9 protein-coding genes are annotated in these 16,999 nt (G+C 40.4%); 5 read left to right on the top strand and 4 right to left on the bottom strand.

Annotation, left to right across the window (positions count from 1 at the left end; translation table 11 throughout):
• Positions 1-200 precede the first annotated feature (200 nt).
• Positions 201-2,684 (top strand): TonB-dependent receptor, encoded by a 2,484-nt coding sequence (locus H6541_08770; GenBank protein ID MCB9015871.1) that lies wholly within the window; start codon positions 201-203, stop codon positions 2,682-2,684.
• Positions 2,685-2,724: 40 nt separating this feature from the next.
• On the opposite strand, the gene H6541_08765 is transcribed toward H6541_08770, so the two are convergent.
• On the bottom strand, positions 2,725-3,768 hold the full coding sequence (locus H6541_08765) for a 6-phosphofructokinase (protein ID MCB9015870.1): 1,044 nt from the start codon (positions 3,766-3,768) through the stop codon (positions 2,725-2,727).
• Positions 3,769-4,031: 263 nt separating this feature from the next.
• Here H6541_08765 and H6541_08760 point away from each other — a divergent pair, with 263 nt between their 5' ends.
• A complete protein-coding gene (locus H6541_08760) occupies positions 4,032-7,013 on the top strand; it encodes a histidine kinase (protein ID MCB9015869.1) in 2,982 nt (993 codons plus the stop codon).
• A 4-nt stretch (positions 7,014-7,017) separates the two neighbouring features.
• On the opposite strand, the gene H6541_08755 is transcribed toward H6541_08760, so the two are convergent.
• A complete protein-coding gene (locus H6541_08755; protein MCB9015868.1) occupies positions 7,018-8,241 on the bottom strand; it encodes a dicarboxylate/amino acid:cation symporter in 1,224 nt (407 codons plus the stop codon).
• Between the two features lie 215 nt (positions 8,242-8,456).
• Here H6541_08755 and H6541_08750 point away from each other — a divergent pair, with 215 nt between their 5' ends.
• From H6541_08750 to H6541_08740, 3 genes are all read left to right on the top strand, one after another.
• The gene (locus H6541_08750) at positions 8,457-10,019 is read left to right on the top strand and encodes a T9SS type A sorting domain-containing protein (GenBank protein ID MCB9015867.1); all 1,563 of its coding nucleotides are present in this window, start codon (positions 8,457-8,459) and stop codon (positions 10,017-10,019) included.
• 82 nt (positions 10,020-10,101) lie between these two features.
• The gene (locus H6541_08745; protein MCB9015866.1) at positions 10,102-10,719 is read left to right on the top strand and encodes a hypothetical protein; all 618 of its coding nucleotides are present in this window, start codon (positions 10,102-10,104) and stop codon (positions 10,717-10,719) included.
• 76 nt (positions 10,720-10,795) lie between these two features.
• Positions 10,796-11,809: a tRNA-dihydrouridine synthase gene (locus H6541_08740; GenBank protein ID MCB9015865.1), complete on the top strand. Its 1,014-nt coding sequence runs from the start codon at positions 10,796-10,798 to the stop codon at positions 11,807-11,809.
• A 118-nt stretch (positions 11,810-11,927) separates the two neighbouring features.
• Here H6541_08740 and H6541_08735 read toward each other — a convergent pair whose 3' ends face one another.
• Together H6541_08735 and H6541_08730 are read right to left on the bottom strand one after the other, a co-directional pair.
• The gene (locus tag H6541_08735) at positions 11,928-14,348 is read right to left on the bottom strand and encodes an ABC transporter permease (GenBank protein ID MCB9015864.1); all 2,421 of its coding nucleotides are present in this window, start codon (positions 14,346-14,348) and stop codon (positions 11,928-11,930) included.
• 72 nt (positions 14,349-14,420) lie between these two features.
• Positions 14,421-16,901, bottom strand: a complete 2,481-nt coding sequence (locus H6541_08730) for an ABC transporter permease (protein MCB9015863.1) — start codon at positions 16,899-16,901, stop codon at positions 14,421-14,423.
• Positions 16,902-16,999: the final 98 nt, after the last annotated feature.

Raw genomic sequence — 16,999 nt, 5'->3', positions numbered from 1 at the left:
TTACATGACAAAATTAAGATAATTGATAGACATTCTTTGCTTACTGCATGAAATGGATAAAAATTACAACTAACAGCAAAAGAAAATCAGCAAGATGGTGTCGAATGAAGGTGTCGAATGATTATCCTGCGTAGAAAATTGTTAAACTCAGAAAGCTTCATGTATTTATGGTATTTTTGCCAACCCTAATCAATTACCCGATGAAATTAAAAATTACATCTTACTCGTTATTCTTGCTTATTGTGGCGCTATTAAGTGTGTCAGAAGTTCTGGCACAAAACGGACAGGGCAGAGGCGGCGGTGGAGGCGAAAGGCCTGCAATCGGCATACTCAAAGGTAAGCTGGTTGACGAAGCTTCCGGTTATGCCATTGAATATGGAAGTATTGCCCTCATCAGCCCGAGGGATTCTTCAATTGCAGGTGGTACAATCAGCGATTCAAAGGGGAATTTCAAAGTTGAACAGCTGAAAACCGGGAAGTATTTGGTCAGAATTCAGTTTATGGGTTATGAGACCAAAATGATTAAAGATGTTATGATAAGGCCTGACAATCCGGAGATTAATCTTGGTATTGTTCCTTTGAAAAATAAAGCGACAGGGCTTTCGGGTGTTGAAATTACGGCTGAAAAGGAAATGATGGTAAACAATCTGGATAAAAAGATTATCAATGTTGACAAGAGCATTGCTTCAATTGGAGGCTCTGCTGTTGAAGTGATGCAAAATATACCATCAGTAAAAGTAGATGTTGATGGAAATGTGAGCCTTAGGGGAAGCAGTAATGTTACTATTCTTGTTGATGGCAAGCCCTCGGGATTGGCAGAAATCAGCAGTGGTGACCTGCTTCAGCAGATTCCGGCAAGTTCAATCGAATCAATTGAAGTAATTACCAATCCTTCGGTAAGATATGATCCGGAAGGTACTTCAGGAATTATCAATATTGTGTTAAAGAAAAAAAGCCTTCAGGGGCTGAATGGGCTGGTTTCGGCCACAGCTGGTACAGGCGATAGATACAATGGCTCCCTGAATTTTAACCTCAGACAGTCAAAATTTAATTTGTTTGCAGGTTATGATGCCCGGTTTGGCAGGTTTAATTCATCCGGAGAATCCAATCGCACAACAACTTATGAGGGTGTTTCTTCTGTATTGCTTCAGAATCAGGAGATGACAAATAACAGAAATATGCAGAATCTGAATACAGGCGTTGATTTTTTAATTGACAACTATAACACACTTACCCTTTCATTTCAATACAGAGATATGGATTTTGGTAATAAGGGTGATATTTTGTCGCGTTCATTTAATGCCGATGATGTTCTTGTCAGAAAATTTAACCGTTATAGCTCATCAGATCGCAGTATACAGTCATATAGTTATAATGCTTCGTATAAAAGAACTTTTTCAACCAAAGGCAGGGAATTGACCGCTGATTTTATGATCAATGACAACAGCATGAGTGGGAGTCAGAAAATTGAGCAAACGGAATTTTTTTCTGATGAAGCGCAGCTATATCCTACACTTCAGAACTCCGGCTCGAACAATACGAATTTGATGTATATGTTACAGTCTAACTATTCAACACCTGTTGGAAATGGCGGTCGTGTTGAAACGGGATTCAAGAGCACTGTTAAAGACCTTAGCATGCGAAATTACCTGGAAGACTATGATTATGAAACAGATAAATGGATACTGAATCCGCTGGCAAATAATTATTTTGATTACCTGGAACAGATACATGCTGTTTATGGGATTTATTCATCATCATACAAAAAATTAAAATATCAGGCAGGAGTCAGGCTAGAGCAGCTGATATCAAATTCGGAACTCACCTTAACCAATGAAAAGTTTGATCAGTCATATATGAGCTTATACCCGTCTGTTCACCTGGTTTATGAATCAAGTGTAAAGCAGCAATTTTTGCTCAGTTACAGCCGCAGGGTATCAAGGCCTTCAAACAGGCAGCTGAATCCTTTTGTTGATTACTCTGATTCATTGAATATCAGGTTTGGCAATCCAAAATTAGATCCTGAATTTATCAACTCCTATGAACTTGGGTGGTCAAATTTCTGGGGTAAGAATTCGTTGAATGCAACGGCTTTTTATCGGCATACAACGGGCATTATTGATAGAATAGTTTCGTTGGAAGAGAGTGGTGTGACCTCTACCACATACAGGAATCTGACCAGTGGAACAGCATACGGAATGGAATTTATAGGAAACAGGGAGTTTGCAAAATGGTTTAAAGCCAATGCCAATGTTTCGATATTCAGGAATGTAATAAAGGGGAGTGAAGTTACAGGTCTTGAAACGGTAAGAGGCAATATGTGGACAGCCAAAATCAATATGACATTCAATCTGATGAAGAATGGTTCATTGATGGTAGCCGGAAACTATGAATCACCCGAGGTTGAAGCTCAGGACAGGGATGCAGAGGTGTATTTTGCAGATGTGGCATTCAGGTATGACTTTTTGAAAGGGAAAGCATCTTTAAGCTTAAGGGTGAGTGATGTGTTTGATACCAGAAGGTTTAATTCTGAAACAACCGGTGATGGGTTTTTTATCACAAATAACCGCAAAATGGAAAGCCGGGTTGGCTATTTGGGATTTAGTTATCGCATCAACAATTATAACCGGCAAAAAGAGAGAGAGCGCAATGGGCAGGTCGAATCTGATATGGAAGATTTTTAAGTGATTTTGCCAGCCAGGCTTGCAAATGCTGTAATCATTGTTATTTGTCGCCAAAAGAGATTCCCATTTTTCGTGATTTTTTGATCAGCGGGTGATCCTGTGGTACAATATTGAGTTTGTTGCCTACATCTTTAAGGGGAACAGAGGTAATCTTACCATTAATGGAAGCCACCATTTGTCCAAAATTACCGGAAGCCATCAGTTCAACAGCATGTGCTCCATAGCGGGTTGCCAGGATGCGATCCATGGGCGAGGGGCTTCCTCCGCGTTGAATATAACCAAGGATAGTTTCACGTGTTTCGAGTCCGGTATATTTTTGAATAAACTGAGAAACATGATGTGCGGCAGAAATTCCTTTAGGTTTGTTGATTCCTTCTGCTACAACCACAATGGAATATGATTTTTTATTCATGGCTCTTTTAAGCAGATATTTGGCCACTACCTCCTCTTTGTAATCAATTTCAGGAATAAGGATAACGTCACCACCGCCGGCAATGCCGGAGTACAGTGCCAGCCATCCGGCATGGTGACCCATCAGTTCAATAACCATGATGCGTTTATGTGAGTTGGCAGTTGTGTGCAGCCTATCTATGGCGTCAGTGGCAATCCAAACGGCAGAATCAAACCCGAAGGTGACATCTGTTCCCCAAACGTCATTATCAATGGTTTTAGGAAGGCCAATGATATTCAGGCCTTCTTCAGCAAGCAGGGCCGCTGTTCGCATCGTTCCGTTACCGCCAATGCAAACCAGGCCGTCAAGGTTCATTTCATGGTAATGCTTTTTAATAAGCTTGGGCTTTTCTGATTTGCCATTGGCTGTTTCATTTTTTTTGTAAGGTTTTTCTCTGGAGGTGCCCAGGATGGTTCCTCCAAGAGTCAGAATACCGGATAAATGATTTTCGTCAAGAATAGAAAAGTCTTTTTCAATTAATCCAAGGAAGCCTGAAGATATTCCTAAAATCTCCATTCCATAATCAGAAATGGCTGTTTTTCCTACACTTCTTATGGCAGCGTTTATTCCAGGGCAGTCACCTCCAGCGGTCAGAATGCCAATTCTTTTATTAATATTTTTAGATTTAGCCATGTAAGAAATTGATAATGAATAAAATGAAGTTTGTGTTTTTGTCACACTAAGATAGTGTTAAAAGTTGAGATATAATAAAAATGAATTCAGGATTTTTGCAGCTTTGTTTGATAAAAGGTTAATCATGTTAAAAAGAAGAAAACGCAAAACAAAAGATGCAGTATCTTATGTTTGACATAAAAAGCGATGATTGATAAATAAAAAGAGAAGTAAGGGAGGTTAAATTGTATTAAATTTGAACGATCTATTAAAGGAATAAATGAATGAAAAGGCTTTTAGCCCCGATCATATTATTAATAAGTCTGATTTTCCCGGCATCCTATGCCCAGCAGCCTGTATTCAGGCATTATACGGTTGATGAAGGCCTCCCCAGTAACGAAATTTACCATGTGTTTCAGGATTCAAAAGGGTATGTTTGGATTGCAACCAATATGGGTGTATGCAGATATGATGGCCGGCATTTTAAGAATTTTGACAAGCAGGATGGGTTGGCAGAAAATACCGTATTTGAAGTTTATGAAGACTTTAAGGGTCGGGTATGGTTTGTTTCTTTTCCTTGTCAGTTGTCTTATTTTGAGAATGATTCTATAGTTAATTACCGATTCAACAGGAGCCTTGAAGCAGGGGTTGGAGGATTTGCTGTACCTGTTAAGTCATCCTTTGTTGTTAGTAGAGACGGAAGTATAAAAATCGGACTATTACAGGAAGGTTTAATAATGATCGATAATCAGGGGAATTTAAAAAGGCTCCATCCGAAAGGGGCAGAATCAACTGCGGCCCATCTTTTTATTGAGGATGGCAGGGTGCTTGTTTCTCAAGGGGAGATTATGGATTTGTACAGAATTACAATACATAATGACAAAAGGGTGTCCCGGTACTTTTTTAAAAATATTGAAAGAACATATTCACATCGGCAGTTAATGGCAACATTGATTGGAGAACATCAACTTGTTTTTTCACAAAATGATTTTTTTGTAGTTTTTAATGATAGTTTGAAACCTTATCCTAAGTTTGTTGACTATAGAATTTTTGGCGTATTCCCTGATAGACATAATAATATTTGGATTGCTACGGATAAAAATGGTGCAATTTGTTATAAAAGTGGTCAAGATTTAAGCACTCCTGTTTTTCAATATTTAAATGGTGTTTCCGTTTCTTCAATTTATGAGGATCTGGAAGGAGGAATGTGGTTCTCAACTTTAGCTGAGGGCGTTTATTATTTGCCTTCAGGTAGTTTTTATTCGTATACCAAACTGAATGGTTTGACTTCAGATAAGGTAAGTAAGGTGTTATTGTCAAGCGGAAAAGTTATTGCAGGAACAAACGATGAGTTTATTAATATCATCAAAGGGAAAAGCATCTCTAACTTAAAAGTCTCTGATACAAAGAATGATTTGATTCAGGCCTTATTTGAAAATAAGCAGGGATTATGGGTGGGTACAAATGAGTATTTGTATAATGTTCATGATCTGCATTCAATCAAGAAGTATGAAAATAAATTCGCTGATTCCAAAATTCAACAGAATAGTTTGTCGGGGAAGTCTCGTTTTATATTTAGTTTAAAAACTATATCAGGCTCAAATGATGATGGATTGTGGATTGGGGAATCAAACAGCTATAGTAAATTTTTAAATGGAAATGTTATTTATAACTCTTTATCCTATGATAGTATTGGGTTAAGGGTTGAATCTATACTTGAGATTAATGACAGTACACTTTTTTTAGGTGCAACCAATGGAGTTTATAAAAAGGATAAGAAAGGTATTATTAATCTAAAGGCTCTTAATCCCCTTTTAGGGAGTAGAGTTACCGATTTACTGTATGATGAAAAAACTAAGCAATTATTGATTGGAACAAAGGGTTCTGGCCTGATTTTGTATGATTTAGCTAGCTCCATTCTTCAACTCACCCAGCAACAAGGGCTTTTAAGTAACTCAATTTCCTCTATGGTATGCAATAATGGTTGTTTATGGGTTGCTACAAATAAAGGGCTGAACTGTCTGGAACTTGCCGATATTGGTAGCAAGGGCTTTAAGATTAACTCTTTTACCAAGTTACATGGGTTGATTTCAAATGAAATCAATCAGATTGCTTGTGATGATGATAATGTTTATATTGCTACTAATCTGGGCCTCACAGTTTTTAACTATAAAAATTATAAACCAGTTACCCAACCCCCTCCGGTTTATATTAACTCAGTTAATGTGTTGAATGTTGATACCCTTGTGAAGTCTGGACTTAAACTTAATTATGACCGGAATTTTATTACGTTGGAGTTTGTTGGTATTTCATTTCGTGATGCCGACAATGTTATTTTCAAGTATCGTCTGGTTGGCCTAAATGACAATTGGGTGGTTACGAATAACAATGAGGTTGAATATGCTTTTCTTCCACCCGGTGATTATACTTTTGAAGTGATGGCTATCAATGCTGATGGTCTGCAAAGTGCAGCTCCTGCCAAGTTTAGCTTTACTATTTTACCTCCCTTCTGGAGAACATGGTGGTTTATCTCACTTTCGGCCCTTACAGTTATACTGATAGTTTACCTTTATTACATCAACAGGGTTAAACAAATACGCAAAGAACATGAGCTCAGGAATGATATTAACTGGTACAGGCAACAAGCCCTCGGAAAGCAAATGGACCCTCATTTTGTTTTCAATACACTGAATTCAATTCAATCTTTTATTATCAAAAACGATCGGCTGGCCTCTTCCCAATATCTTTCTAAGTTTGCAAGACTTATGCGATTGATACTGAACAGCTCGCAAAAACAGGCCGTCCCTATTGGTGACGAAATATCCTCACTTTCTCTTTACCTCGAACTGGAGTCACTTAGATTTCAGCAGAAATTTGAATATCATTTGAATGTTGATGACTCAATTGATACTTTGGCCAGCTATATTCCGCCATTTCTTATTCAGCCTTTTGTCGAAAATGCAATCTGGCATGGTATTATGGGTTTAAAAGGTGGTGGACGTATTGTGATTCATCTGTCAAAAGAAAAGAATCAGATTACCTGTGTAGTTGAAGATAATGGGGTCGGAAGAGCTCAGGCTCAGGCCTCAAAGCCCGCTGCTAAACGAGATGAGAAATCTTTAGGCATTTCCTTGGTAGAGTCAAGGTTAAAACTGCTTAATAACCTTTATGGGCTGGATATGAAATCGCAGATTATCGATTTATTTGACGCAAACGGGCAAGCTTCGGGCACAAGGGTGATTATCAATCTGCCCATTATGTCTTAGCTATTTATAATTTCAATTTTTCGCCTTCCGATTTTGCAATAATGGCTGCGGCACAGGTGTCACCATATACATTCACCGCCGTGCGAAACATGTCGAGCAAGCGGTCAACTGCCAGAATTAATCCGATGCCTTCCAATGGCAGCCCTACTGCTTTCAGCACAATAGTCATCATTACCAGTCCTGCCATGGGAATGCCTGCTGAACCAATGGCCGCCAGTAAGGCTGTTAAAACAACAATTATTTGCTGGCCCATATTTAGCTCAATGCCATAAGCCTGGGCAATAAAGAGAACTGCAATGCATTCATAAAGAGCCGTTCCATTCATGTTGATGGTCGCTCCCAGGGGGATTGTAAAACTGGCTATTTTGTTTGAAACCCCGTCTTTAGTTTCAACCGCTTCCATTGTTAAGGGAAGGGTGGCGCTTGATGAAGATGTTGAGAATGCAGTAAGTAAGGGTGTCGACATGTTTTTAAAATGCCTGAAAGGATTTATACGGCCAATGCCCCACAATGTCAGATGAAGTGTGAGGAAAGTATGTAAAAATAAAGCTAAAATAACTGTCAGCATAAATATTCCCATTCTCGAAAATACTTGCCCTAAGGCATATCCGTCACCGGCATATCTGGATGTTACTGTTGCTATTATTGCAAATACACCCAATGGCGTAAGTTTAATAACCGTTAAAGTTATTTTCATCATAACTTCGTAGGTGGCAGTGAAAAAGTTGTTGAGCGCTTGCTGATGTTTCTCTGATACCGTATTGATAAAAAATCCAAAAACAATGGCAAAGAAAATGATAGGAAGCATGTTGCCCTCACTCAACGATTTAAAGATGTTTTCAGGAATTGAGGCCAATAACAACTGGCCTATTGATTGCTCGGTAGCTGGTATGTTACTCACCTTTTCGGCCAGTGATAAGTCGGCGCCAAGGCCGGGCTCAATAAGATTTACCAGCGATAATCCCAGTAAAATAGCAAGCAGACTGGTGAAGATATAAAATGAAATGGTTTTAAGTCCCAGCCTTCCCAGGCTTTCAGCACTGCCAATGCCTGATACTCCTGTTATGATTGAAGTAAGCACCAGGGGGATGATAACCATTTTGAGCAGCGAAAGAAACAATGTGCCAACCCAGCTTATCCATATGACCTGTGGATGGAAATAAAGTCCGAAAAGGGTGCCGGCTGCGAGTGCAATTAATATTTGCCAGTGCATTTCAATTTTCTTCATGCCAGTTTGTCGTTTTTATTTTTAATTTTTGCTGCTGATTTCACTCCTTTTGCAAACATACGCATACCAGCGCAATTATCAATCTGCTGGTCTGTAATGGATATTTCTTATTTTTAGAGATTATTTACTGCCAGGATTGTTGATTTAGTAAGACTGGTTTTTTTTAGAAACGGAAGGTGTTATTTGATTTTTTCGCCTGTTTAAAGAAATGTGGTATGAATAAAGTATTGATAATGGTGTTTATGGCTTCGTTTGCTGTGTCAATGGTCAAGGCACAGCATCAGAATGTTGTAATTGGAACTATGCGAAATCCCAATGAGCCTTCAATCGTCATTAATCCGGCCAATACCAGCCAGATGATGGCCGGAGCCAATCTCGATAATTTTTACTTTTCTTCGGATGGAGGATATACCTGGAGCGAAAATCGTTTGACTTCGTCTGCTCATGGAGTATGGGGCGATCCATGTATAGTAGTTGATACGCTCGGCAATTTTTACTACTTTCATCTTTCCAATCCTCCTGTTGGGTCGTGGATTGATCGGATTGTTTGTCAGCGCACTGATAACAATGGTTTAACATGGAACGATGGTGCGGGAATTGGCCTTAATGGTACAAAAGCTCAGGATAAAGAGTGGGTGGTGCTTGATGCTGCTACCAATACGCTGATGGTAACATGGACGCAGTTTGACTCTTATGGAAGTGCCGCCTCCTCTGATTCCAGTTTGATTCTGTTCTCTAAATCTTCAGATTTGGGATTAACCTGGACTGAGCCCGTTCGCTTAAATGAGAAGGCCGGTGATTGTATTGACAGCGATAATACTGTAGAAGGTGCTGTGCCCGCTATTGGCCCCGAAGGGCAAATTTATGTTGCCTGGGCTGGCCCTGACGGGCTCGTCTTTGATAAATCAACAGATGGCGGACAAACCTGGCTTTCGCACGATATTTTTGTAAGCGAAATTCCTGGCGGGTGGGATTATGACATTGCCGGTATTTCAAGGGCCAATGGACTTCCGGTTACCTGCTGCGATTTAAGTAACGGGCCAAACAGAGGTACTATTTATATTAATTGGTCTGACCAGCGTAACGGTTTGACAGATACCGATATATGGCTTGTTAAGTCAACAGATGGTGGTTATACCTGGACAGCTCCCGTCAGGGTAAATGATGATCTGCCGGGTAAGCAACAGTTTTTTTGCTGGATGACCATTGATCAAACCAACGGAAATCTCTGGTTTGTTTTTTACGACAGACGGAATTATAACGATAACAATACCGATGTTTTTATGGCTGTGTCTGATGATGGAGGCCTTACTTTTGAAAACTTTAAAGTGAGTGATTCTCCCTTTGTACCTGTGCCATCGGTTTTTTTTGGTGATTATACCAATGTTTCAGCACATAACAATGTGATAAGGCCAATATGGACCCGTCTACACCAGAATCAGCTCAGTATTATGACAGCCATCGTAAATCCGCTTTTATTAAAGCCTGATGTGCCCATTGTTCAACAAGCTGAAAACGCCAGTGCTTTCCCTAATCCTTTTGCAGGAAATACAACAATTTCATTTAAAGTTCACCATCAATCTCAGGTAACATTAGCCGTATATGATATTGTAGGGCGTCAGGTCTTAAACATAATCGACCATGAATGGATTGGGCCGGGGAAATACATCAGGGAGTTTAACGCTGAATCGTTGATGCTGAAAGCCGGGGTTTATTACTTCAGGCTTTGTATTGATAACAACGAAACTGTAAAACGAATCGTTTATGCCCCCCTTTAGGCTCTGATAACTTGCGATTGACAGGATGATTTTTTTTGTATTTTCGCGCCTCTAAATCAGGTTGTAATTTAACTTTATTTGAATGGACGAGAAATTTCGCACTATCCTAATTGGAGTAAGGGAGCTATCCTTTAAAGTAGGGGTCAGAAGCCTGAATGTTGAAACTATTTGTAATAGTCTGAAGATTACTCCTGAAGAGCTTAGGCAATACGTTTCAAGCGACGAAGAGCTGGTTGAGAAAGTGCTCGAATTTGAACGTGAATCCTTCAAATCTATTTTTGATGAGCATAACTTTGAAGATGTGAATGCCATTGACATCCTGATGATTGTGAGTCAGGAAATGAACGGAAGATTCCAGGATCTCACCCCTTCCGTAACAACAGATCTGGAGGATATTTATCCTGAAATTTATCAGAGTCATATTGAGCAGCGGATTGAATTTATCTTTAATAAAATAAAAATCAATATTGAAAAAGGTATCAGGCAGGGAATGTACCGGCAGGATTTAAGCATCGAATTACTTGCCAGGCTCTATATTAGCCGCTTAATTGATCTTCATAATCCTATTTTCTTTCCTCCTGATAAGTTTTCGTTCCCCATGCTTTTTGAAGTGATGTTTGAGAATTTTATCAGGGGAATTGCCAATGATGAAGGGTTGAAATATTTTAAACAACAGCGCAGGATTTATAAGTTTTCCTGATTTTCCTTGCTCCTTTCGTTTCATTCAATTGAACTTTATCAGTGTGTAAACGTTTAGCCGGTCAAATTCCGGATAAATGAGTACTTATGCCAACAACTTCTGGAGGGATCTGAAGGGGAGTGTTTGGGCTCTTGCGCCCATGGAAGATGTTACCGATACTGTCTTTCGCGAAATTGTACTGTCACTTTCGGCGCCTGAAAACCTTCACCTCCTGTTTACTGAGTTTACCTCTGTTGACGGTTTGTGCCATCCGGTGGGCAGGCAGGCTGTGTTGCACAGGTTGTTTGTGAATGACTCTGAACGTAAACTGTTGAAGGAGCGAAATGTCAGGCTTATTGCTCAGCTTTGGGGAACAGACCCTCAAAAATTTTACGAAGCCGGAAAATACCTTTCTACTGCATTTGATTTTGACGGAATCGACATCAATATGGGCTGCCCGGTTGATAAGGTTGTAAAACAGGGTGCCTGTTCCGCTTTGATAGATCAACCGGCGCTGGCCATTGAAATTATCAATGCAACAGCTGAATCTACTGCTTTGCCGGTAAGTGTAAAAACCCGCACCGGAGTTAAAACCCACCAAACAGAGAAGTGGATGGCTCATTTGCTGCAAAGCAGGGTTTCTGCCATTACTTTGCACGGACGAACTCAAAAAATGCAATCGTTATATCCGGCAGAGTGGGAGCAGATTGCCATCGCAGCCCGGGTCAGAAACAGCCTTAATCCACAGGTGAAACTTCTGGGAAACGGTGATGTGGCAAGTTTAGAGCAAGCCAGCCGTTTGGTAGAAAATTCAGGTGCCGATGGAGCCATGATTGGACGGGGGATTTTTGCAAATCCCTGGCTCTTTGCTAAAAACAATGCCGAACCGGGAGCAGTTGATAGATTGCTTGTGCTGAAAAAACATATTCAGCTGTTCTCCGTCACCTGGCAAAGCAGCCGCAATTTTAGCATCATGAAACGTTTTTTTAAAATTTATGTGCATGGATTTGCTGGTGCTGTTGGATTAAGAGCTTCTCTTATGCTTGCAAATCAGCCATCAGAAGCAATTAAATTGGTTGATTTATTTTTAGCTGAACATGCTGCCGGCTAATTGTGACTGTCAAAAATAAAAGGTTCGTCTACATTCCGCAGGTGGTTTGTAAACGAACCTTAAGTGGTTTAAAAAACGAGGCTTATTATTTTATCTTCATTTTCATTGAGAAATTGTTTTACTCATATTTAATCGCATTAACAGGATTAGACGTTGCAGCTTTGATAGAATGAAAACTAACCGATATAAGGGCGACGAGCAATGATGATAAAACGGCAATTGCATACGTTAGCCATGTAATATCCACGTGATAGGCAAAGTTTTGCAACCAGTCTTTGAGAAAATAGGCTGAAACAGGAATGGCAATCACGCAGGCTATCATGACAAGCAGAATAGATTCCTTGTAAAGCATGAACACAATTTTACTTACAGAGGAGCCCAGAACTTTTCGAATGCCGATTTCTTTTGAGCGCTGCATGGCAATAAACGAGGAGAGCCCGAGTAAGCCCAGCAATGCAATAAATATTGAAAGCCCGGCAAATGTGGAGAAAACTTTTCCCAGTTTTGATTCAGCCATATATTGTTTTTCAAAGTCTTTGCTCAAAAAACGATAGTCAAATGGCCTGTTTGCGCCAAAAAGATTCCACTTGTCGCGAATAAAATCTATGGTGCTTTCGGTGTATCCTGGTTTTAGTCTGATGGAGAGTGTATTGGCCGGGAAGTTCGGGATAAACATCACCAGAGGTTCAACTTTGTTGTGCAGCGAAACATAATTAAAGTCTTTTACAACTCCAATCACTTTAAGCATACGACCGCCGCTTCCATCAAGTTCAAAACCGAAATGAATTTTTTTGCCGATGGCATTTTTGCCCCAGCCCATCGCAGTGGCCGCCGCTTCGTTGATGATGGCTGCTTCAAGCTTATCGGTACCCATTTCACGGTCAAAACTGCGGCCATTTACAAATGTGAGGCGAAGCAAGTTGGGGAAGTCATAGTCACAAGGTATCAGGTTTAACGCATATTCCTGCATCTTGTTTTCTTTTTCAACCCGCATTACCTGAATGCTGATTCCGTCGCCCGGAACGCCAAGCGATGAACTGGCCGCTAAAATGTTGGGGTTGCGCAATAACTCTTCTTTAAACTCATCTACTCTTTTTCTGAAAGTTGTGTCCTGTATGTCTACAACCATTAAGTTCTCTTTGTCAAACCCCAAATCGGCATCGCGCATAAATCCCAGCTGATTGTATATGACCAGTGTTCCGGTAATCATAGTAACGGATATAATTAACTGGAAGGTAACCAGTACTTTACGCATCCAGGTGCTTTTACTGCCATTTTTAAGTTTTCCTTTCAAAACCATGGCGGGCTGGTATGATGACAATACAACAGCCGGGTAAATGCCAGAAAGCAGCCCTGTTAATAACGAAATGCCCAGTATACCTGCAAATATGCCAATGTTTGTAAACAGGCTGAATGATAGATTTTTACCTGAAAGGTCGTTAAATGCCGGCAGTAACAACTGGATAAGTGCCAGCGAAATCAATAATGCTGCAATTGAAAGGATCATGCTTTCGCTCAGAAATTGTGTGCCAAGCTGTAATCTGTTTGCTCCAACCACCTTGCGAAGTCCGACTTCTTTTGCTCTTGTTGCAGCCCTGGCTGTTGCCAGATTCATATAGTTGATGGAAGCCAGCAATAAAATGAGGACGGCAACAGCGCCAAAAACCCATATGTAGGCCATATTGCCTACGGGCTGGTCTGCTGCAAGTTTTGATGTGTGATGAATTTTATCAAGGCGGGTGGTGAGCAGCGAAAAAGAGGCGTTGATTTGATCGCCAATCGATTTCATGTATTTATTGTAAACGTCTGGGAATTTTGCTTCAATATCTGCAATGTTACTGTTGGGCTTCAATTTAATATAGCTATACATGCTCACATTCCAGAAAGCCATTGGCTCCAGACTGTTGAATCGCTCGCGTCCAAATAAACTGGCAAGCGTGTTTGCCGACATCAATATGTCAAATTTCAAATGGGTATTGTCAGGCAAATCCTCAAAAACGCCTGACACTTTAAAGCTATTGCCGTTGCCTGTTTTTACTGATTTGCCATAAGCCGGTTCGGTTCCGAAATATTTTTTGGCTGTACTTTCACTCATGATAAGTTCGAAGGGTTCGTTCAATGAGTTTAAGGGGTTACCTTCTGTAAACTTTAACGAGAACATGGAAGGCGCTGTGGAGTCGGCAAACAGCACCTTTTTTTCATAAAACTCCTTTTCGTTGTATTTGATGATGGCGTTGTCATTTTGTGCAAATCTGCAAAAGGACTCAATCTCCGGAAATTCAATTTTCAGGGCAGGAGCTAAAGCTGACGAGCTAACGGCAAAGCGGTCGTGTTTGTCATTTATCGTAAAGTCACCTTCAAGCCTGTATATTCTGTCGTATTGAGCAAAATGTTTATCATACCCCAATTCATCCTTGATGTAGAGAAGTATGAAAATGGTTGCAGTAAGTCCGAGCGACAAACCAAGTATGTTGATGACTGAATAGAATTTGTTGCGGTTGAAGTTTCTGATGGCACTTCTTAAATAGTTACTTATCATGGCTTAATGTTTCGTAGGTTGATGAAAATACCTGGTGAATATGCTGTATTGTTTAGTTTTGCTGTGTTTTTGTTACTCGTATTTAAGTGTTACTGCCGGATTGATGCCTGAAACATGGTAGGCCCTGATGCCGGCAATGCCTGCCGACAGGATAAAGGAGATGAGCCCCGAGTAAATGAAGTACCACCAGTTTAGGCTTGTATGATAGGCGAAGGAGCTGAACCAGTAGTTTATAACCAGATAGGTGGCCGGCCAGGCAATAAGATTGCTTATGGCAATCAGGCGTATGTATCCTGAAATCAGTAATTTTACCAAACTGTAGGTGTTGGCTCCCAGAACCTTGCGGATGCCTATTTCACGGGTGCGCTGTGCGGCCATATAGTAAACAAGTCCAAAAAGCCCCATGGCTGCAATCAATATTGTCAATATTGAAAGTATAGCCGCCGATTTACCCAGGTATTCCTCTTCGCGGTAAAGTTTGTTCAGCTCTGTATTAAGAAATGTATATTCAAAAGGCCTTCCCGGAGCATAACTTTTCCAGATTTCGTTAATTTTTGATATAATTTCCTGCTGGTTGCCGGCTGTTAGCTTTACTGCCACAAAGTTGGTAAATGCATCAATTTCTCTTGGGTCTTCCTTAATATTGATGACCAGAGGGCCGGCTTTGCTGTGAAGCGAGCTGGCATGAAAATTTTTGAAAACACCAACTACCTTCTCATTGCCAATTCTTGAATTGAATTTCTTTCCGATAGCGTCCTGGTTTGATTTCCATCCCATATGGTTTACCATGGCTTCATTGATAAGGATGGATTCCATAGGATCGGTTTTGCTTTTTTTAAAGTAGTCGCGGCCGGCAACTATTTTAATGTTAAATACGTTTACAAAATCGTCACGTACTACCAGTGCCGGATAGAATTGCCATTTGTCAGCCGGATAGCCTTCAGGCCTGAATTCATGATTGTTATGGTCGGTGCCGATAATGTAATCTACAGCTGTTACACCTTTGATTCCCGGTTGGTTCATTAACTCGCTCTTGAATGCTTCATATTGCTTTACAACAGGTGAGCGGTTTACCGGAATGAAAATAATGTTTTCTTTTTCAAACCCCAGACTGGCGTTGCGCAGAAAATTGAGTTGATCGAAAGCCATCATTGAGGCTGTAATCAGCATGATTGACAAGCTAAACTGAAGCACAACCATTATTTTACGACCCGTTGGATTAATGGAATGATTGCCGTTTCTCCCTTTCAGAATGCCAACAGGTTTATAGCGGGATAAAAAGAATGCCGGATATATGCCCGATAAAAGACTGGTTATTAACCATGTAAATAGTATTTTTAAAAGAAAATCACCTTTGTAAACCGAAGAAGACAGGATGTTTTTGCCGGCAAAAGAATTAAACGCAGGAAGCAACAGTTCGATGATTGCAAGTGAAAGCGTGAGCGCTATCAGGGTTAGCAATAATGATTCGCCCAGGTATTGTAAAAACAGTTGCCTGTAAGTGGCTCCTGATACTTTTCTGATGGCTGTTTCGCGCGAGCGGCGGTCGGCAAAGGCTGTTGAAAGGTTAATGTAATTGATAATGGCAATCATCAGAATAAAAAAGGCAACGGCTGTAAGTATTCTTACATAGCTTAATTTGCCGTTAGGCTCAATTTCATAATCAAGGGCCGAACTCAGGTGGATTTTTGTTAAAGGCTGAACCGTGAGTGTAATGTGATCTTTTTCAGCATCGTAAAAATATTTACTTGTAAAGGCGGGCAGCTTTTCTTCAAGCGTGCGGATGTCTGCTCCAGGTTTTAACAAAATGTAAGTCCAGAATGGATTGTATACCCATGTTGATGGCATATGCCCTCCCCAAAGCATACGCAAAGTTGACATGGAAACCAAAAAATCATAGGTAAAGTGGGATTGAGAAGGAGTGTCGGCTATTACACCTGTTATGGTAATATTTGTTTTTCCTTCCAGTTTTATCACTTTTCCCACCGGGTTTGCGTTTCCAAAGTACCTTTTGGCTGTGGAAGCAGTTATCAGGGCTGTATAAGGAGTGGAAAGTGCCTCATTGCGGTTTCCGTTAATGAGTTCAATATCAAAAATATCAGCAAATGTTGAATCAACAAAGAAAAGGCGTTTTTCGCGATAGCCTTTGTCTTTGTATTCAATATAAAACTCCGATGACCAATCGTTGAAAACCCTTGTCATTTTGTCAATGATATAGGGATACTCCTGTGCGATTGTAGGGCCCAGCGGGGCCGGGCAACTTGACGAACGTTCAGCCACTCCTTCAAAATCGGAGGTGCTGACCATTCTGTATATTCTTTCCGACTTGCTGTGGTGTTGGTCAAATTTCGTTTCATCATCCACATAAAGCATGATAATGAAGAAACACGATAACCCGATAGCCAGACCCGAAATATTGATAATCGAATGAATCCTGAGTCTGACCAGATTTCTTACTGCTGTTTTAAGATAATTCTGAATTAATGACATAGTGCACAACTGGTTATCATTTGCATTGTTTTCATGAATCATGCCACGTTTTGTAAGTGGCACGTTGTCAATATTATACACAATTATTTGGTGCGCTTGTTTGAATAGTTGTACACTTTCGGATGCAGCGGTGTACAATATTGAACAGGGGCGAGGCGGAA

The sequence above is a fragment of the Lentimicrobiaceae bacterium genome (assembly GCA_020636745.1).
GTDB lineage: Bacteria > Bacteroidota > Bacteroidia > Bacteroidales > Lentimicrobiaceae > Lentimicrobium.
Note: the sequence above shows the minus strand (reverse complement) of the source record. Positions and strands in the feature narration are given on the sequence as shown.